This is a genomic window from Kocuria sp. CPCC 205297 (assembly GCF_040981035.1).
Lineage (GTDB): Bacteria > Actinomycetota > Actinomycetes > Actinomycetales > Micrococcaceae > Kocuria > Kocuria marina.
Window position 1 is genome coordinate 38,313 of record NZ_JAVKPY010000005.1, and the last position, 19,939, is coordinate 58,251.

The following is a 19,939-nucleotide window of genomic DNA, read 5'->3' on the forward strand; positions in this document are numbered from 1 at the left end:
GGCCGAGTCCGACGACGCTGCGCTGCGGGCAGCTGCCCCCATCGTAGGGGTTACACCCGTCACCTTCGCGGTCATCGGGGGCCACAAACGCCCGCCCGTGGATGCTGGTCGTACAGTGGGTGCCCGTGGCCACCCGTTTCCAGCCCGAACCCTCCCCGGACGACTCCTCGACCGGGGAGGCGTCGAGCGCACCCTCCGGCCCGGACGACGGCGACTCGATGAGCAGCTGGGTCACGTGGGCCCGTAACGCCGCACTGATCCTGGTGCTCGTGCTCATGGTGTGGCTCGCGTTCACCGTGCACCTGCCGAGCCAGGCCGAACTCGAGGCCACGATTAACGGCTACGGCTGGGCCGGCTGGCTCGTGTTCATCCTCATCTACGCGATCGTGGCGATGACCCCGATCCCCGTGACGATCATGGCGGTCACGGCCGGCGTGCTCTTCGGGGCGACCCTGGGCAGCGTGTTCTCCGTCGTGGCCGCGCTGATCGGCGGCTGGGGTGGCTATTGGCTCGCGCGGGGACTCGGGAAGCAGGCGACCCGCAAGATCATGGGCAAGCACGCGGACACCGTGGAGAACTACCTCACCGGGGCGGGCTTCGAGGCCGTGGCCACGCTGCGATTGGCCCCCGGGATCCCCTATTGGCCGGTCAATTACGGATGCGGTGCGTTGGGAATCCCCCAGAGCGTGTTCCTCTCCGCGAGTGCCCTGACCGTGATCCCCGGACAGGTGGCCCTCGTGGGGCTGGGGGCGCTGGCCACGGAACCCACGTGGGCACACCTGATCGTGTTCGGTGTGGCGTGCCTGGTGAGTGTCGTGGCAACGATCATCGCGTTTCGCCGCTGGCGCTCGGTGGCCGCGCAGAACCGCAGAGGGCACTAGCCGGCGGAGGGCACCGCCGACGCCTGACCGGGTCCGCCCCGGCCCACATACATCTGTGCCCCGATACGGCAGGTCCACGGCTGATCTGGTGCGGTTTCGGGCCTCAGATGTACTTAGCGCACCCCGCCCCCGAGACGCATCCCGCCCCGGGCTTTCGGGCGGGCATGCGAAAAACCCCCGACCCGGAACTCATGTCTCCGGATTGGGGGCTTCCCGAATCGTGTGCGCGAGGGGGGACTTGAAAACCGCTCAGCGGGGTCTCCGGCTCTTATCCTGTGCGGAACGGCGCGGTCCGACGCCGCTGAGGTCCGGTGCCACCCGCCCACATGTTGACCGTGTCAACGCGCCTGGGGAGCCCTCAAAAGACGAAAGCGCCCCCACCGTGATGGTGGGGGCGCTTCGTTATGCGGGGTCAGGCCGCACTGGATCCACCGCCGGGGTTTCGGTCGAACTGCGCGAGTTCGGCCTCGAGCTGCCCGGCGTCGTCGGGCTCCGCATGCTCAGTGGTGGGGGTGAGCGAGTCGTCAGCCGGAGGCAGGGGCGGGGTGACCTCCGATGTGGGGGCCACCGGCAGGATCGCGGCGGTCGCCTCGGAGCCGATCGCGCGCAGCCGGTCACCCTTCAAGTACCCGGTCGCGGTCATAGCGACCGCCTGCAGCGCGAGCGCCAGGGGCACAGCGAAGGCACCCGCGCCGCCGAGCATGTCCGGGGTGACGGCGGCCAGGAACGTGCCGAAGAAAGTGAGGACTAAGGCCACCACGAGCGGCCAGAACACCTTGGGCGATACGGTGTCAGGGGCGGAAACGAGTTTCGAGTTAGCAGCCATGATCAGGCTCCCTTCTGGTTGTCGTGCTCGGCGTCGAGCGCAGCCCGAACGGCGGCGTCCTTGCCCTCGAGGATCTTGCGTAGCGCCGTGGTCTTCTCCGGCCCGTCAGGGAGCAGACCGTCCAGCTCGAAGGCCAGCGAGTGGAACTTCTGCGAGACCTCTAGCAAGGGCTCGGGTAGGTGGGAAAACCCGAAGTACTTCAGGATTGGGGCAGCCATGTCAGGCTCCCTTCTGGGTGTCGTCGCGGGCCTCGGTCAACAGCTTGTACGCATCGGCGTCGCCGTTGACCTTGGCGTTCTTGTAGCCCCACACCGCGAGCGCGATGGTCGAGGGGCGCACAGCCTGAGCGATTGCCCCGAGCAACTTCTCGGCTTTCTTGGTGCGGAAGACCCAGATCTGGTTGAGGGTCTGCTTCTTCCCGTTGATGTCTGTGAACTCCGCATGCTGGAGGTTCTTGCGGATCTCTTCGCGCACGATGCGCCGGAGGTCAGCTTCTGTGGCCATGTCGAACCAGTCCTTTTTCTTCGAGGCCGAGCCTTTACCCGTGGTGGGTGAGCCCTGCCAGGTGGTGTAGGTGAGCGGCGCGTACCGCTCCTTGATGTACGGTGCGGGGTCGATGGCGCCGAAGTAGCCGTTGGAGAAGTTCGGGTTCGGCGGCAGCAGCGACAGGTGCAGGTGCGGTCCGGTGGACGATCCGGTGTTGCCGGACCAACCAATGATCTGACCCTTCTTGACCTTGTCCCCGGGGTTGAGGTTCGTGCGGGAGAGGTGGCACTTCCACCAGTGGGAGCCGATCATGTTCACCCCGGCGACCGCGATTCCCCCGCCGGTGCGCGTGTCCCCCGGCGCGGGTTTGATCTGGTAGTCCCGCATAGCCCAGTCGTTTGGGCCGCCCTTGAGGTTCCACGCCCAATCGGCATGAATGATCGTCATATCCTCCGGGGCCAGGACGGCCGTACCAACGGGTACGCCGTAGTCAATCGCGCCGTGCCCTGCGCCGTAGTTGTAGATCGTGGCGTTGGCGTAGAAGGTTTGCGTGACCGGGTAATTCTCGGGCACGGGTCGCATCGCACCGCTCATGCCTTCCCCTCCTGCCTGGGCAACCCCCCAGGACTGCTTCGAGTTGTAGATCGCGGGTTCCAGCTGCGGGGGTCCGCCCCACTGCTGGTCACCACCGGTGGTGACGTGTATATGGTCCGAGTGCGGGGACGCCCCGGTGTACACCTGCCACTTCCACCCGGTGTGGAACCCCGCGATCCTCGGTGCCGGGGTGGTGGTCGTGGACAGGTCATGGATCAGGTAGCCGCGCTTCGAGAACGGGTGCTGCCCGCCGGCGCCTAGCGCGCGGAGGTGCTCGGTGAGCGCGAGTGCGTCGGCTGGGAGGAGTCCTGTCCCGTCGGCTTCGATGTCGACGCCGATGTCCACGGCATGGGTGATGCCGTGGCGGTCGGCGAAGTGGCCGCCGGTGGATCCGGCGCGAGCGTCTGCCATGTACCCGGTGACGAATCCTTTGTTCTGGGCGCGGGTGCCGTAGCGTGCGCGGACTTCGTCCCAGAGTTGTTGGGACATGCCGTCTGGGCCGCGGTAGGTCACCGTGAGGTCCATGCCGACCACCCCCTTTCCTGCCCCGTGTGGGGCATGAGAAAACCCCGCCGGGGCGGGGTCACTGGTTCTTGATGATCGGCTCGGGTGGTGGGTCTTCTTTTAGGCGCACGACGTGCCATTGGCCGCGGACGTCGCGGATCCATTGCCACAGTTGGCCGTTGATCTCGGTGACCCGGTCGGCGCGGGCGGATGCGCGGTCGGCTTTCGCGGATGCCTCGGCGGCTGCCTCGAGCGCTTGGCGTGCGATCCACAGCGCGTCACGGTCAGGGGCCGGTGCGGTCACCGCCTCCACCACCTTTGCCTGCTCTTCCGCCGGGACCTTGGTTTTACGGCGCGACGTCGCCCACGTGATCAGAGCTGCGATGATTCCGGCTGGCCCGAGCACGGCGGTAATCACCGCCGTCGGGTCAGAGGAGCCAGCCCACTCCCAGAAACTCACCCCTGATCACCTCGCAGCCGTTGCAGGTTCTTCTTCGTGCGTGCGGACGCCACGAGCTCGGCACGCGCTTGACGCTCCAACTGCCACAGCAGCAGCATCTTGAACAGTGCGCCGAGCGCGAGACCGGACACGATGAGCAGCGATAGCGTGGACCCCATCCGACCGTTGCCGAACACCGCGACTGCGGTAGTGCCCCACCCGAAGGTCAGTAGCAGCCAGCCAATTCGCTCCGTCAAGATCGTGGTGAGCGGTGCGATCTTCTTACCGCGGCGCGCGCGGACGAGCACCCCGTGGGCAGTGACCAGACCGCCAGCCGCCAGCAGGACAGCGATCACGACCTGCACCCACACAGGAATTGTGGCCAGCGAGTAGGACGCCAGCCACCTCCCATCCGGGACCAAGGCATCGACCGCGACCAGTGACCCGCCGACCACAGCCAGCGCGGAGTCTCGCAGAGACAGCACGTTCAAGCGGACACGGTCCCGCCGGCCGGGAGGCTCGCTCAGGGCGCGGGGCTGATGGTCAGGCATGATGGGCTCCTTCGGAACACGGGTCGAACCACTATGCGGGGTGGTTCGCAGTTGGGTTAGTACCCTCTTGCTATGGCAGCAATCTCATTCGATGACATCGAGATCACGGACGATCAGCGGCTCGATGTTTCCGCTCGGGTCACCCACGAGGGCGGTGAACAGACGCACCACCTGTGGTTCGAGACGAACGCCTCTATGCTGTGGGACCTGGATCGTGTCGCGATTGCCCTGTCCACGCTGTGCGGCAGGGCGTACGAGCAGGTGCACTTCGACCTCCCCCTGCAACGAGAGACACGAGACCGTCTAGTTGCATTCACCCAGGCAGAAGTCACATGCCACAGCCACCCCACTGCCGATGGGTGCACCGCGCAGAGCGGAGCCGTTCTGAACTTCTCGGGCGGCTTCGACTCTCTCGCCGCCCTCGCGCTGATGCCCGAAGACACTCACCTAGTGTCGCTGGACTTCGGTGGGCGGTTCTCTCGGGAACGGGCCTACTACCAACGCTTCGAGCCCACGATCATCTCCACCAACCTCACTGAAACGCCGCTGCGGGCAAACTCTTGGTCCTTCATGGGCATCGGCGCAATACTCACCGCAGCCCATCACCACGCCCGATACATGACCTTCGGATCGATCCTGGAAGCCGGGGTGGACAACATGCGCACTACCCCGGTCTCGACGACCTCGGGCACTTTCCCGCCGTTCGCTGCAGCCGGGTACACGAACGCCCCCTACGTGGCGGGACTCACCGAGATTGGCACCGTGATCGCCCTGGCCCACTACATGCCCGAACAGATCCCCGCCTCACTGACCTCGCTGGCCTCACCGGGCGAGGAGAAGCTGTACCGCAAGTACCTGCTCACCAAGGTTGTCGCCAATCGCCTCGATACCCCCGCCACTGCCGCCCCGGAGATCCAGGCGCCGGGCGCACCGCACTACCAGTGGGGGCAGAACTTCGCCACTGACTTCCTCTCCCTCTACGTCGCCAAGCACGCCGGGCCTGATGCCCGAGACACGATGGTCTCCGACACCCCACCTGAGGTGGACGCCGCCGTGGCTGACCTGACCCTGACCTTCTTCGAGAAAGCAAACACGACGGTCTATCAGGCCATGCCCACGCCACTGCTCGGCGGCCTAGTAGAGAAGCTCACTGACGCAGGAATCGGTCTCTATACCGAGTCTGATTGGGACGAGTACCGGGCAGTGCGGCAGCTACTGGCCCCGTACTACCCTGCTGTTCTTTCCTGACCAGGGCTACTTACCGAGATACTCCATCCAAACCTTGCAGTAACCGGCCGAGGTTTCCAGGGCCAGATCAGCGCCTGACGTCTGATACGCCTCGACGGACACTGCCTGCGTGCCGTCCAACCGGATCGGAGTGGACAGCGTCAGGCTCACACGTTGACCGGAGGAGGTAGGCGCGGGAAGCTCGCACAGATCCGCCACCGTCCCACCAACCATGATCCGAGCGCCCCTTCGCCCGGTAAACCCGGGCACGAAACTGATCACCCCGCCGATCAGCCAACGCCCTGAGCGAGGTCTCCACGTCCCCGTCTCCGGGTTGAATGGGGCACGCCGACCCGTTGGTGTGCGCCACGCCGTGACGGTAGTCCACGCCCCCGAGGGAATAGCCTGCCCGGTCGTTACCCCGGATGAGGACGAATAGGCACCCTCTACGTCCTCGAGCTCCCCGCCGAGAGCCCCACCCTCAAAGACCTCTTCGATGTTCCAGGAGTTGTAGCCGCCGGAGATCTTGTTCCACTTCGCACCGGACTTGTACAGAACCCGGTGCGGGCCATACTCCCAACGACAGTTCAAGAACTGGTTGTATGTGCCCGACAACTGCACGGAATGCAACTGCACATTCACAGACTCGAACGAGGTGCCCACGAACGTGTTGTTGTTGGGGCCCAGGAGCTGGTCATCCGTGGAGACCATACGCACCTGAAACGCTTCGGGGTCATCGGCCGTTGCACCTTTCTGAGCGGCCTTCTGCAGCCTTCCACCCAGGAACAGGTTCTGGTTGACGTACCCCGTGGAGTTGCATGTCAGATCGAGGTTCCCACGACCCTCCCACAACGCCCCCAATCGAACCGTGGTGTACGCAAATCCGGCGCCCTCGCCATGGCACACCAAGTTCCGCTCGAAGTCCTGCACGAACGGTACGTACACCTCGCACGTATTGAGGTTGCGCAGCAGCAGCCCCACAGATCCCGAGTCCCACCCGGTCACCCGGTTGGCTTTCACCACCCGCGGCGCCCGGAACGCACGGCGCGCGGTCACCCCACCAGGATCGGAGCCGATGATGACGGCCGTGCCCGTGCCCGTGTAGCGGATCTCAGCCTGGTCCGCGTCAAGGTCCCAAGGAAACGTCACCGTCCCCGTGGTCTTGTAGGTCCCTGCCGGGATCAGCAGTCGAGCCTTTTTGGCGTAGGCGTACGCTGCAACCGTGTTAAGAGCGGCCGTGTCATCCGCCACACCATCACCCTTTACACCGTAGTCCAGGGCGTTGATCACCAGACGGTCACGGGTGACAACTCCCCTCTCAACGAGATTGGCGGGAGTGACGCTCTGCGCATCAGCGAGCATGAGCTGATACGGAGAAAGAACCACGAGCTCCCCTGCGTCGCGCTTAGCCACGATGTGGTCCAGGATCTCGGTGATCTTGGCAGTGGTCACCTTGTCCGGCTGATCCACTGCAGACGGGTGCAGCAGCAACTGCAGGCCCGTGACGTTGGTGGCCGCGAGATTGATCTGGTACTGAGCTGCAGTACCGGTCACAGCGTCGAGCGTGTAGTGGCTCATGCCCTGACGCACCGTACCGTCAAGCACCCTGTGCACCGTGCCTGGGATGGCACCGGTCGCTACCGCGTGATGAGCGAGGATCAACCGACCAGCCTCCGTGGACGTGAACACACCTGTGTTCCCTCCACCGTTGAACCCGTTGTAGTTGGTGCCCCCTACCCCCGGAACCACCCACCCGTCGATCTGGGCGGAGGGTAACTGCGCGCGTAGCTCCGCCAAACCAGTGACGATCGTGTCCTCAAGCTCGGCGCGGGTTACGGCGTCGGAGTGGTGGGCGCCATGGTTCCAGATCTCCACAACACCTTCACTAACCCAGCCATCAACCTCCGCCGCGGTGACTCCCCCATTCTCTGCCAGACCCCAAGAGCGGGAATTCAAGGCCAAGGACGCTTTCAGTCCGCGAGCGCGTAGCAGGGGGAGGATCTTGTCGCGGAAGTTCCCCAGGCCGTGGTCGAAGCGTAATGCGACCGCACCTTTGCCGTTAGTGTTCACCGGGCCGCGTCGTCGGGTGAAGTCCTGTACGAGCAGGATGTTCGGGGTGGCGCCGATCAGGGTGTCGGTGACGTCGGCAAGGTTTACCCATGGGGACCATGCTGTGGCACCTGTCTGGGTGTGTACGTGGATCGTGCGGTACCACATGCCCTTGCCGGTTGTGTAGGGCATGTACAGCTGGGAGGCCAGGTTGGTGGTGCCGCCGGCCCAGCCCATGACCTTGAACTGGCCGGGCAGCCAGCCGACTGGTGGCGCGGTGCCGGTAAGGGTGTTCACTGCGGGGGCCAGGGGCATGTCCCATTCCCCGGCCCAGTCCGGGCCGCGCATGGTGTCCACGTTCGTGGCCGAGGGAATGACCCCGCGTACCTGCACGCCCTTGGTCACCAGCCCTTCAACCCACTTGCGAGAGGCGCCCGTGAGTGCCCCATTCTCATCCACGGAGGGAATACGTACGGGCATATCAATCTCCAATCAGGTAGGCGCCATCCACGGTCGGATCGGGGCGGAGAGACACGGTGCCGCCACCACCAGTCCCGGTGGGCGGTACCTGCACGACACCGGAGGGTGTGACCACGGTGTTGGCGGCCAGAGCGATCGTGCCGTTGGCGGCGTCTGGCTGGGTCTGGTACAAGGTGGCGGCGGTACCGGTGACCGTATTGGCGGTGAGCACCGGGTCCTTCGTGTTCTTCCCCACCCGTATCGGCACCGGGCTCGAGCCAGTGAAGTGAAAGGTGTTGGACGTGACTGCGGGGGCCCGGGTAGAGGCCGATCCGTTATCCAGCTGCACCCCGCACGCACCGTCCAGCCGGGATACGATCTGATTCCCGGCCACCGCGAGCGCGGAGAAGATCGAGGGGTCGGAGTATGAGGACTTGCGGACCAGTACACCGAAGTACGTGTCGGTGATGTTGTTGCTGGCGATGAGGTCGTGCAGTTCGCCGTGGCGTTCTGCGGGTTCTCCGCCGTCGCTGATGCCTACGCCGATGTCGAATCCGGTGATCTGGTTGCCGGTGATCTGGCAGTGGTGGCCGCCTCCGTCGTAGAGGTGCACCCCGTAGGAGCCGCTGGAAACGAACGGGTCGCTGGTGCCGCGGGAGGGGATGCCGGCGACGGCGTTGCCGGTGACCAGGGAGTACGGCGAGCGGATGCCGATCCCGTTGGCGGATACAGCGTCGTTGCCCGCGCGGAACTCGTTGTCCACGATGATCGTCCCCCACGTGCCGGGGTGGGTGGTGACCGGGTTGTCGTCGAAGCCGGTGAACAGGCAGCGGCGGATCACGCAGGCAATGGACGGGATCTTGTTGGCCTGAAGGTAGGTGACGTCCACGACCTGCCCACCACCGTCAGCGGTGCACTGGTCCACGACACAGGCCTGGGAGGACACCAGCTTGTACAAGTTGCGCTGGTAATAGAGCACGTCCGCGGGCTTGGTGCGCAGGTACTGGGCGTGGCATCCGGTGACGGTGCACCGGTAGCAGCCGAGCATGCTCACCGCAGCCCCAGCGGTGCTGGTCCGCTCATCGCGGACGTTGCGGATCACGGCGTCACGGCAGTAGGTCATGCGCACGGTGTTGGACGTGCTCGCGCGGATCGTCAGATCTTCGATGAGCGTGCCGGTGTGCCAGGTGATCCGGTTGAGCGTGGTGCGCGCCCGTGCCTCTGGATGCGTCTCTGCGGAGGCGTCGGCGCGGTACCCGTTGAAGATCAGCCCCGTGCTGGCCAGCACCTGCCGGGCGGAGGTCACCTCACGCACGGTCAGGTACTCACCGACCCAGGGCCCGCGGGCGTTGCTCGTGGCCATGCCCAATCGGTCGGCGGGGGGTGCGTCAATCGAGGCCGCCTGGCGCTGCCCCACGATCCGGAACGTCTCGCCCACGGACAGCCCGTGGTCCGTCTCCGTGGTCAGCAGTGAGTCCCCCGCGCCGTAGGTACCCACCAGGGGAACCTCGACAGTGGACTCCGTGCCGGTGAGGGAGAACAGGGAGGAGAGCGACCCGCTGCCGACGATGACCGCGCCATGTCCGTGGACCCACACACCAGAGGGCACCACGAGTGGGGCAGTCACTCGGTAGGTCAGGCCTGGTGCGAAGTGCACCGGCAGGCCATCCGTGTTGTTCAGCGCCGCTTGGATCGCGGCGGTGTCATCTTTTACCCCGTCGCCCTTGGCGCCGTACGCCTTGACGTTGACACCGTTCTCCTTGCGGTTCGCCCACGCCTGAGACGAGAGCACCCGCTCGACAGCCGCATCGATCTGCTCCGATGACGAGCCCTCCAGCCCGGCCCCGGCCAGCGCTAAGTCGACGTATTCGCGCGTACTGGCATTGGATTCCATATCGAGCTCGGCCGCCCACGCGCGTGTGGCCGCGTTCGCCACACTCACCGCGTAGTCCGTCGTCGTCGCCAGGGTCTGCCACCACGCCGCGGACGGGTGCTTATCCGAATTGGTGGGGTACGTGATGCCCAGAGGTGTTGTGGCAGGCATGCGAACTCCTTAGCTGCGAAGCGGTTGCGCGTCGCGTTGTGACAAGGATTCCCCCTTGAATCGCGTATCCACGGCGGAGAGGGTCATGCCGCTGTAGAAGGCGTCGAATTCTTGGAGGGTGACGTTTGATGCAGTCACTTCGGTGACGATCAGGTCCAAGGTCATCTCATGACGCCCGGCCTCAATCGCCTGTTCGATACGTCTGACGACTCCGACGATGGACAGCCCGGTGCGGGCGGTATCCGTGACACGGATCTTGTCCCCCAGCTGGATCCGCGGATCCGGGAGGACCGCGAGATCCGAGATCCTGGGCTTGGGTTTAGCGAGCTCCGCTGCGATGAAGTCGGCCAATGTCTTCGCGCGCTCCGCGTCCTGGATATGCCATCCGACGTCGTGCTCGAGATCGGGCGCCCACCCCGGGCCCACCACACTGGAGGAAGCCTCCGACGGGGCGGCCGTAGCGACCCCCATTGCCCTGAGCAGTGGCAGACCGCGGTCCCGGTACGCAGGTTTGACGTTGGAGTATTCTTCGGCGCTGGTCGCGGTCCGGATCCGGTCAGCTCCCGTGGGCAGCGACTGCACATCGAGAGTCCACTTCCAGGCGTCCGGCCCGGTGGGAGCGAAACCCATCTCAGTTTTCCCGCTGCCAGCAGTGAGGATCTCCGTCCCATCCGCTGACAGAGGCGTGAACCCCTGGTAGCTGCCCTGGCCGCTGTTCAGCAAGCCAGCACCGACGTCGCCATATACGTCACGGGGGGTGGAATCGACCTGCACCCACTGCTGGGTGTCAGGCGGGTTGATGATGACCTCAGCGAAGTCGCCCTCGAGGTACTCATCTTTTGAGCCCTCGTGCACCACGATCGACGACCGGCGTGATGTGCGGGTCGACCAGGCCATGTACTTCACTGTCACCTTGCGGCGGACATCTTGCTTGTCCATCTCGAGGCGAGCATCCGCCAACTCCGAGGACGTTAGCTCACGAACAACGGCTCTGGACTTCATCCAGGTGTCGCCCTGCCACTGCAGCACACCATCCTCATCGATCCACACGCCGGCGCATTCCGCGGCGGCCTGTTGGCGAATGAGGTCACCGGCGGTGACGGAAACCAGTGCCGGCATCACGCTCAGGCTGCGCAGAGGGGTATCCGGCCGGTACAGGAACGTGCGGCGGAACGTCTCCGCTTCCGGGGGCTGTGATGTGTAGTTGATCTGCACCCCATTGATCCCGCATCCCTCGGGGACATACACACGCGCTTCGTCCCACATCCTGTCGCGCATCACGGTCCCACCGATCTCCGTGCGCAGAGTCTTCACAACGCCGGTGTCCGTGGTGATCTGAAACTCCAGAACGTTTGTCGACATGCGACGGACCCGCAGCGTCGCGCACTCCCAGGGCCCAGCGTCGCCACCCGTCAGCATGGCGACGGTGGTGATCTCCCCCTCCATCACGATCTGGGCGACGATCGAACGCTGACTCGTGACCGCCAACCGGATCTGCCGGTCATAGGTGGAACCCGACCAGCGGCAGGCCACATACGACGACGTCGCCTGCCCCTGCCGGGCGCACAGCGTGATCGACAAGGGCCGCTCAGCGGTGATCCCACCGGACCACGGCATGTTCCACCGATCCGGTTTGTAGGTGGCGTAGCACTGGGTCACGTACACTGTGCCCGGGCCGCGTTCCGCGTACGCACCGGGCTGGTAGCGACCCCACCCACCGACGTTCCTTGCCCGGTAGGACTCGACCAGCACCCCCCGCTCGGGCCACGTAGAGCCCACTAGCGGCACGGATAGGAGACAGTAGCCGCCCATCGCCGGGGTGTTGTAGAACCCGGCCGCCCGGGCCGCCAAGTTCACCACGTAGGCGTTGATCAGACCCGTCATACGTTGACGCTCGGACCCATCAGTGCTTTGCGGGGGCATCTCACGGAACAGGGGACGGTGGGATACGGGCACAGACAGCGCGTCCGTGTCGTCCACGAGGGGGACCGTGATTTTGCTGTCCGCCAGGCTCGAGTTCGTCCCGTCGACAGTGCCCGTGAAAATCCGGTGAGAAGTGGACCCATCGATGACGTCTATCGATGACGCAGAACCGGGGTTGGGCCAATCGCGCCGAGTGAACGGGGTGCCGCCGCGAGCGCTCACCGCGCCGGCTGGTAGTACCTCCACGGTGGCGGTGGCCGCTGACTGGCCGCCGACCGCTGCTGCCTGACCGGGCATTGGGGAGGGCACGTCCCGGGACACGGTCACAGACGTCCCGTCGCCTGGCACGCCTGTGATCTGCGCGGAGACCACACGGGTGGGGCCGGTGGACCACGTTCCTTCACGCACCTGATCCCACCTCCGTCACGGTCGCGGAATAGGACAGCCGCTGTCGTCCGTCGCCCCACGGTGAGGCCTGCTCGATGTGTTCCTGCAAGCTGTGCACCACAACCTGGGTGGCACCACGGCCGGGTGACCACGGCATAGGGCCGGGCGTCCAGGTAATCGCCGGGCACGCGATCGTCACGGTCGAGGCCGCATCGATACGCAAGTCCACCTGTGCTGAGTCGGCATTGGGTACAACGGTGACGTGGACCCACGCACCCGTCGGCACGGCAGCACTCGTTGCCTTGGCGTTACCTGTCCAGCCCCCAAACGCGTTCAGACATTGGGCGGTCACGGTGACCGGGTCAGGGCAGACAACCCACGCTGACACGGTGACCGGGCGGCCCGGCCGAACCGGAGTCCCGGTCCCGATCCGCCTCGTCCCGGACAAGTTCAGGATCGAGGGCATGTCCCCGAACCCGGGCACCTGAGTGCGTGTATACGCCGCGGAGCCACGCGAGAGGGATCCGGGATCCAGCAGGGACTGGCGCGGCGTCAGCAGGTTCGTGACCTGCGCCAGTGGATCACAGAAGGCGAAGGGCCCTTCCCCGTAAGCCCCGACGCACAGCGCTTGGAACGCCGCGGCGTGACGAGGGCGGGCCTTCGTCATGGACACTTCCCACTCGCGAAGGGACTGCCCGATCCGAGGCTGCACGAACGCAGTACGGCTGCCGTCCAGCCCAGTGAAGAACGTCGGGTCTTGCCCCGTCTTCACTGACTGGCTCTCAGCCCACTGAGTTAGCTCGATCAGGTTCCCCAGGGATCCGATAAACGCACCCACTGCCTACCTCCTTCGCGAACGTCGATCGGACAACAACAGAGCTTCCGACACCCGCCGGCCGTCCAGGGTCATGCCCGATTCCAGAAGGTCGCGGATCTCTTGCAGCAGGCGCGCCAGCTGCTCATCGAAGCTTTCCTCCGCTCCCCCGCCCTGCGCCGTGACCGGCCGCGGCGCGTTCACTGGCGGAGGCGACGCCAGCAGCGAGCGCAGCTCGAGGTCGGCGAGGTGGGCGTTGTCCCGTAGGCCCTTGGCGAAGCCCTCGGCGGAGTAGCGGCCTTGGATCGCCATCACCCGTGACGGGGAGTGGATGCCCAGGCGCCGGCGGACCGTGCCGACGAGTCGGTCTGCGAGGACCTTGGATGCGACGTCGACCGCTGCGAGTTGGGAGCGCAGCCCGTTGATCAGCCCGTTGGCCGCCTGGATGCCCGTGGAGTACATGTAGTTCGCCACGAGCTTCCCGGCGCCGGAGGACTGCTTCTCGAGCGCGCGGTACTGGCGTCTCAGCGCGTCCTGCTGTGCGCGTGAGCCGCGCAGGATCTGCTGTGCGACCTGGTTGGCTTGGCGCGGGTCCATGGCTGAGAGGTCGTTGATCAGGTTCTGGGAGAACCCGCGTTCCTTCAGCTTCCAGATGTTCACGCGCATCTGGTGGATCGCGGCGGCCGCCTGCTGGGCGCCACGGATCATTCCTTGGATCCCACCAGCGGATGCCTTCTTGAGGTCGAAGGACCCCATGAGCTGGTCGCTGATGGACGCGGCCTTGTCGTTGCGCTGCTTGTACAGGTCGTCCAGTTTCTTCTTCTGGTCGTCCAGTCGCTTGAGCAGCCCGTCGCGTTTGGACGCCAGGCGCTGCAGAGCGTCCGTGGAGGCCCGTGCGTAGGTGTCGTAGAACGCCTTCGCCTGCGCCTTCGGGTCGCCCAGGATCGACTTCTTCTTGAGTCGCTTGCGCTGTGCTTCGGCGTTCTTCTGGTAGACCTGTGTGATTCCCTTGGCGAGATCCGCGGAGGCCTTCTTCGCCTCCGAAGCCTTGCCCGTGAGCCCCTTGGTCAGACCCGCGACCGTGTACTCACCGATGCCGCGGAAGACTCGCGACGGCGAGTGGATGCCGAGTGCAGCCTTGGCGGCGCTGATGGCTCCGCTGACGACGCCCTTGATAGCGCCGACCACGGTGGCCGCGCCGCCGCTGATCGCCGAGGCGAGGCCCGCGATGATCTGCCCGCCAATGGAGGCCGCTTGCCCGATCATGCCCGAGAGGACACTGATCGCCGAGGACACCATGGAGCTGAAGCCCGAGACCACGGATGCGGCGCCGGATGCCACTGCAGAGACGATTCCGGACATCGCCGACGACACTGCGGAGAGAGCGGCGCTGAACCCGGAGGAGATCGCCGAGACCGCACCGGAGACCGCGCTGCTGATCGCCGAGGTCACGGATGCCCAGATCGAGGACACCACCGAGAGGATCCCGGACATGATCCCGGAGACGATCGACAACGCCGCCGACATGCCAGCGGAGATGACGGCCTGGACCGTGGAAATGGCAGAGGACACTGCCGAGGTGATCGACGCCCATGCGGAGACGAAGAACGAAAGGATCCCCGCCATGATCCCGGAGACCACGCCCTGCACCGCAGAGAGACCACCAGAGACGACCGCTTGCACAGCGGAGATGGCAGCCGAGACCGCTGCGGTGATGGAGGCCCAAACCGATGTTGCGATCGCGACTAGCGCGGTCCACGCCGCAGTCCATACTGCTGAGACCAGGGCCAGGCCCGCTTGAATCACGGTCTGGATCAGGGTCATAGCCGTGGTGATCGCGGTCGTGATGATCGCCCAGATCGTCGTCGCCGTCGTGACCAGCAGATTCCAGGCCGCCGACCAGATCGTCGTGATCAGGGTCAAGCCGGCCATGATGATGGCCTGCAGGATCGCGATTGCCCCGGTGACGATGGCGGTCAGCAGCGCCCAGACAGACTGCACGATCATGACCAGGCCCTGCCAGACCATCGACCAGTTGCCCTGCAGGAGCCCCAGGAACACGGTGAGGATGCCCTGGATGATGCCGATCGCCGCGGTGATGATCGACGCGATGGTCGAGAACACTGTGGTGATGACCGGCAGCAGTGCCTGGAACACCGGCATGAGCATGCCCAGCACGAAGGTGACCAGCGTCGTCAGGATCGTGATCACCTGCGTGATGATCTGGATCACCAGCGTGAACACCGGGACGAGCGCGTTGACCACGGCCATCAGTGCCGGGAACACAGCGCCCGCCAGGGAGGTCAGGATCGGCATGAGCGCGCCGGCCACGGTGGCCACCAGCCCCATGAACGCTTGCGCGAGACCCATCACAGCTGCCCGGAAAGGCTCTGAGGTGGACCACGCGTAGGCGAACATCGCCGCGAGCGCGGCCAGGCCGGCGAGGAATACGGCGACGACTGCGCCCACCGCGGCGATGACCGGGCCCAGGGTGGTGAACACGGTGCCGAGCACCCCGGCGATCGCGGCGAAGCCACCGAACGCTCCGATGGCCCCGGCGATGGTGGTGGCGAACCCGACGATTCCGGAGATCACGGAGACGAGTACGGGGAGCAGCGCGACGACGGCGGCCGCGACGACTCCGATCACGGCGGCGAGCCTGGGGAACGCGTTGGTGAAGTTCGCGATCCCCTGGGCGACGGCCACGAGGATCGGTGCGAGCGCGGAGATAGCGGAGACCAGGGCCTGGCCGAGCACGGGGATGATCGGCTGGATCGCGGCCATCAGGGCGGTGAAGACGGGGGCGAGTGCCTGGATGGTGGTGCCGAGCACGGGGCCGATGGTGGAGGCCAGTGTGCCGAGCACGGACATGAGGGAGCCCGCGGCCGCGCCCAGGGCGGGGAAGGCCGGCTGCAGTGCCTGCACGCCGGTGAGGATGCCCTGGAACAGGGCGGTCGCCCCGGACTGAAACACGGGGTTCTGCAGTGCTGCCCCCAAGCCCTCGAGCAGCGCTGATCCAGCCTGCCCGGCCAGGGTCATGACCTGGGCGATGGTCGGGGCCAGGGAGAGGAACGCGGAGCCCAGGGCAGAGACCCCCGGTGCGAGCGCGGCCATGGCATCGTGGGCGCCCTGGAACACAGTGGTGAGGGCGCCTTGCCACACGGGCCCGTTGATAGCGGCGTTGACGCGCTGCAGGCCGTCTGCGAGCGCGCCAAGCGAGGCACCGCCGGCGTTGGCTGCCGCCGTGGCGAAGCCTCCGAGGATCCCTGCGGTGGATCCGATGACGCGGCCGAGGTCCTGGAGTGCTGAGACTCCCCCGGTGATCCACCGGTGGAGAGACCCGTCCCCTGCGGACTTGGTGATGAACGCGTCGAACTGGGTGGTGAGCTTGGTGAACCAGCCCGCGAGCTGCGGCAGGTAGGAGGCGCCGGCGGTGCCGAGGGTCATGATGGCGCGCACGAGCGGCTGGGCGGCGCCGGCGGCGATGTCGATGGACGACTTGAGGTAGTCCATCTGGGTGCCGAGCTGGCCGAGGGAGAGCTTGGTGTTGAGGCCCTTGGCGATGCCCGCGAAGAACGTGCCGATGGACGAGCTCACCCCGGAGAGCTTGGACTCCAGGAGGGGCAGGGCTGAGGAGGCGAGACTGCGGATGGGCCCCTCGGCCTTGGCCCAGAACGAGGAGCTGATGGATCCCTGCAGCGCGGAGAACTGCGGGCCCAGGTCTCCGAGGACCTTGCCGGCGTCCTTGAGCGCGAGGATCATCGTCGTCGCACCAACGGCGATGCCCGCGAGGATTCCGGGCACGGCGAGCGCGGCCGGGGCGATCGACGCGACCGACCCGGCGAGGGAGAGGATGTTGGAGGTGCCCGCGAGCGCGGCGGATCCCAGGTTCACGAAGGCCGTGCCGAGCGCGGCCACACGGGGCACGGAACGGTCCAGGTTGGTGAGGACGTCGCTGACGTGCTGGATCGCGTCAGCGGCCACACGGGCCCCGGAGAGACCGGCGAGCGCGGCGGTGACCTTGCCGACCGAGCCGGTGGAGAGCTGCGCGTGGAGCTTGATGATGCGGTCTCGGGCGAGCACGGCGAGACGCGCGGCGGCGACGCCGGTGTCGGCGTTGACGTTGAAGGTGGCCTCGCGGCCGTTGATGTCGTCGTGCAGGTCGTCGGCGTCACGGCGGGCGGCGGCGGTGTCGGCGGCGATCTTGAGCTCCGCGGCGCGGGACTCGATCTGCTCGACCATGCCCTGGACCTTCGCGCGGAACGCCGCGGCCTTCTCAGCGTCCACAGGGATGGTCGCGTTGAGGTTCGCGGTGGCGGTCTTGACCGTCTTGGCGAGGTCGGCGCGCATCCGCTCACCGTCGACGGTGAGCGGGATCTGCGCTTCGAGGCGGGCGGCGGCGGCCTTGACCTCGCGGGTGACGCGCTCCTGCCAGCCCCGCTCGGTGTCGATGTCCAGCGGCGCCTTGATCGGAGCCTTCTCCGCGACAGACTGGGCCTGTCTCTTGGCGTCGGTCACGGCCTGGCGTACGCCCTTGGAGTCCAGGGCGGTGGAGAGGGTGACCTTCGCGGACTTGCCCGCCGCAGCGGCCGCGCGCTTTGCTTCACCGGCGAGACCGGTCGTGTCCAGCGCGGTCTTGATCGTGACCTTCGCGGTGCGCTCGATCTGCTGCAGCTTGCGCTTGAGCTCGGCCCCGAAGTTCGTGGAGTCCGGGAGGACGCGGATCTGTACGCGCCCGACTTCCTTGCCGCCGGCCATCGGTTCCCCCTCACATGGGTATGCGAAAGGCCCCCGCGGGTGCGGGGGCCTTTCTGTGTGTCAGGCGCCGGCCATGATCGCGTCGACCTCTTCCAGCGTGGTGGGGCTGGAAGAGACGTCGGGGCGGTCCACCGGCGGCGGGAATCGCGGCTTCTTCTTCGACCCGGACACCGCAGTGATCGCGGCGAGCTGGCCGACCCGGTCCACGACGTTGGCCGTCATGTACGCGGTTGGGGTCCAGTCCACGTGGGCTGTGCTGCCGAGTGTCTCGGCGCGGGCCACGGAGCGGGCGTCGCGCCCGAGACGCGCTACGAGTGCCTCGAGTACGAGCAGCCGGTCCGAGTCCCCATGGGTCACGGCGTCGAGCGGGTCGAAGCCGTAGAGACCGACGAGGTCACCGACAACGGCGGGCTCCGAGATCAGCCATTCTCGGAGCCGTCGCCTTCCCCCATCTCACCGGCGTAGGCCATGCACAGGTTCATGGCACGTTCCATGCCGCCCCGGCCCGCAGTGAACGCGGCGAACTTGACCGGGTCCACCGCGTAGCGATCCTCGACCCAGTCGATGAAGTCCGCGACCTCGTCCAGGTCGAAGTTCGAGACGTCGACCTCCTGGTCCACGTCTTCGATGGACTCCGCGCCGAGCAGCTTGAGCATGCGCGCCATCATGCGCGCCTGGTCCGAGCCCTTGATCTTGGAGAACGGGATCAGCAGCTCGTGCCCCTCGACGTCCTCGAAACGTTCCTGCTTCGCGGCGTCCACGGACGCCTGGGTGGGCTTGCGGTCCTGCGGGGTCTTGCGGGTGCGGGTCTGGGTGGTCGTAGCCATGTGAGCCTCCTGTGAGCATGTGCTGTCGGTGTGAGCCTGTTGGTGTGGGTGGAGCCCCGCCCGCCCGTGGCCGGCTCACGGAGCCACGAGCGGGCGGGAGTGTGTCACGCGGCCGCGAGCGCCTTGTACGGGCGGGTGGCGAACCAGCGGAACCGCTTGCGGGTGGTCTGCGAGGACAGCGCCTGGATGCGCAGCTGCAGCTCGAAGAACTCCTCGACGTCCAGCTCGGGGGCGTCGCCGAGGGTGATCTGGCCGCGGGGCATGTAGAACCCGGCGCGCTTGTCGCCGGGGGCAAAGATCACGAGCACGGCGCGCTCGACGGTGCCGATGTTGCCGACGTCGTAGGACTGGGTGGCCTCGTCCCATTCGCCACCGGGGAATGCGAGCTCGAAGGTCGCGCGGTCCATCTGCAGCGCGTTGACGGTCGAGGACCAGGCGGTCGGCTCGTAGACGGCGTCCAGGCCCTCGTCCTCCCAGGAGCCCTTCTGCTCGGCGTCGCCGCCGTCCTTCTCCAGGGCCACGGAGTTCTCGCGCGACGTGTGGCCGAGGGAGTCCCAGCCGGTGTAGGTCTTCTCATCGCCGATCACGAACGAGGAGATGTCGATGGGCGCGGTGTCCACGGGGGCGACGAGCACGTTGCCGCGGAACGGGATGATGGTTTTTCCGGCATCGAGTGCCATGAGATACCTCCAGGGGTGTGGCCCACCACGGGCCGAGAAGAATGTGTTGGGGCCCCGTGCTACGGGGTGAGGAGGACGCGGAAGGACCCGTTGTACTGGGCCACGTCCTTGGCGACCGTGGCGGTCACAGGCGCTCTGTCGGGCAGGCTGACCACGTCGGCGTACGCCACGGAGCACAGCTGCTGGGCGCCGTCACGGATCACCGGGTAGTGGTCCTGCAGGTCGGCCATGAAGTACGCCACCGAGGCGGCGATCTCCTCGGCGGCGCGGTTAGTCTTGGCGCAGACCGACACGGCCACGGCCCAGGACTCCCCCAGCGCGAGATCCGCGTTGGCGATCCGCCCGTCCGAGGTGGCCGCGAAGATCACCATGGGCAGGTGCTCGTACGCGTCCACGTCGGGCTCCGCGGTGACCGTGACCCGCGGGTCGTTGACGATCTGGGTGAGCACCGTGTGCAAGGCCCGGTGCACGGGCAGTGTTCTCGGCATGC

16 protein-coding genes are annotated in these 19,939 nt (G+C 66.4%); 2 read left to right on the forward strand and 14 right to left on the reverse strand.

All coding sequences use genetic code 11. The features are described 5' to 3' along the window. The first annotated feature begins 125 nt into the window (after positions 1-125). Positions 126-881, forward strand: a complete 756-nt coding sequence (locus RF650_RS05590; RefSeq protein WP_368814353.1) for a TVP38/TMEM64 family protein — start codon at positions 126-128, stop codon at positions 879-881. Positions 882-1,293: 412 nt separating this feature from the next. Here RF650_RS05590 and RF650_RS05595 read toward each other — a convergent pair whose 3' ends face one another. The 5 genes from RF650_RS05595 to RF650_RS05615 are packed head-to-tail and all read right to left on the reverse strand — an operon-like array spanning position 1,294 to position 4,281. Continuing rightward, complete coding sequence (locus tag RF650_RS05595) at positions 1,294-1,707, reverse strand: hypothetical protein (protein WP_368814354.1); 414 nt, start codon at positions 1,705-1,707, stop codon at positions 1,294-1,296. Between the two features lie 2 nt (positions 1,708-1,709). Continuing rightward, positions 1,710-1,925: a hypothetical protein gene (locus tag RF650_RS05600; protein WP_368814355.1), complete on the reverse strand. Its 216-nt coding sequence runs from the start codon at positions 1,923-1,925 to the stop codon at positions 1,710-1,712. 1 nt (position 1,926) lies between these two features. Then, complete coding sequence (locus RF650_RS05605) at positions 1,927-3,312, reverse strand: M23 family metallopeptidase (protein WP_368814452.1); 1,386 nt, start codon at positions 3,310-3,312, stop codon at positions 1,927-1,929. 58 nt (positions 3,313-3,370) lie between these two features. Further along, complete coding sequence (locus RF650_RS05610; RefSeq protein WP_368814356.1) at positions 3,371-3,751, reverse strand: hypothetical protein; 381 nt, start codon at positions 3,749-3,751, stop codon at positions 3,371-3,373. Further along, complete coding sequence (locus RF650_RS05615) at positions 3,748-4,281, reverse strand: hypothetical protein (RefSeq protein WP_368814357.1); 534 nt, start codon at positions 4,279-4,281, stop codon at positions 3,748-3,750. Before RF650_RS05615 ends, RF650_RS05610 begins: the two co-directional genes overlap by 4 nt. 72 nt (positions 4,282-4,353) lie before the next feature. Between RF650_RS05615 and RF650_RS05620 the strand changes: the two genes are divergently transcribed. Beyond that, positions 4,354-5,529 (forward strand): hypothetical protein, encoded by a 1,176-nt coding sequence (locus RF650_RS05620; RefSeq protein WP_368814358.1) that lies wholly within the window; start codon positions 4,354-4,356, stop codon positions 5,527-5,529. 6 nt (positions 5,530-5,535) lie between these two features. On the opposite strand, the gene RF650_RS05625 is transcribed toward RF650_RS05620, so the two are convergent. The 9 genes from RF650_RS05625 to RF650_RS05665 all read right to left on the reverse strand — a co-directional run bounded on the left by RF650_RS05625 (position 5,536) and on the right by RF650_RS05665 (position 19,937). Then, complete coding sequence (locus RF650_RS05625) at positions 5,536-7,905, reverse strand: glycosyl hydrolase family 28-related protein (protein WP_368814453.1); 2,370 nt, start codon at positions 7,903-7,905, stop codon at positions 5,536-5,538. Positions 7,906-8,038: 133 nt separating this feature from the next. After that, positions 8,039-10,060 carry a glycosyl hydrolase family 28-related protein gene (locus RF650_RS05630; protein ID WP_368814359.1) on the reverse strand — a complete coding sequence of 674 codons (2,022 nt, stop codon included), beginning with the start codon at positions 10,058-10,060 and terminating at the stop codon, positions 8,039-8,041. A 9-nt stretch (positions 10,061-10,069) separates the two neighbouring features. Next, on the reverse strand, positions 10,070-11,944 hold the full coding sequence (locus RF650_RS05635; protein WP_368814360.1) for a hypothetical protein: 1,875 nt from the start codon (positions 11,942-11,944) through the stop codon (positions 10,070-10,072). Between the two features lie 439 nt (positions 11,945-12,383). After that, positions 12,384-13,208 carry a hypothetical protein gene (locus tag RF650_RS05640; protein WP_145012306.1) on the reverse strand — a complete coding sequence of 275 codons (825 nt, stop codon included), beginning with the start codon at positions 13,206-13,208 and terminating at the stop codon, positions 12,384-12,386. Positions 13,209-13,211: 3 nt separating this feature from the next. Next, on the reverse strand, positions 13,212-17,942 hold the full coding sequence (locus RF650_RS05645; protein ID WP_368814361.1) for a hypothetical protein: 4,731 nt from the start codon (positions 17,940-17,942) through the stop codon (positions 13,212-13,214). Between the two features lie 60 nt (positions 17,943-18,002). Further along, positions 18,003-18,299 carry a hypothetical protein gene (locus RF650_RS05650; RefSeq protein ID WP_368814362.1) on the reverse strand — a complete coding sequence of 99 codons (297 nt, stop codon included), beginning with the start codon at positions 18,297-18,299 and terminating at the stop codon, positions 18,003-18,005. A gap of 62 nt (positions 18,300-18,361) precedes the next feature. Beyond that, positions 18,362-18,769 (reverse strand): hypothetical protein, encoded by a 408-nt coding sequence (locus tag RF650_RS05655; protein ID WP_368814363.1) that lies wholly within the window; start codon positions 18,767-18,769, stop codon positions 18,362-18,364. Between the two features lie 104 nt (positions 18,770-18,873). Next, positions 18,874-19,449, reverse strand: a complete 576-nt coding sequence (locus tag RF650_RS05660) for a hypothetical protein (protein ID WP_368814364.1) — start codon at positions 19,447-19,449, stop codon at positions 18,874-18,876. Between the two features lie 59 nt (positions 19,450-19,508). Further along, entirely contained in the window at positions 19,509-19,937 is a 429-nt protein-coding gene (locus tag RF650_RS05665) for a hypothetical protein (RefSeq protein ID WP_368814365.1), read from the reverse strand. Positions 19,938-19,939 lie beyond the last annotated feature (2 nt).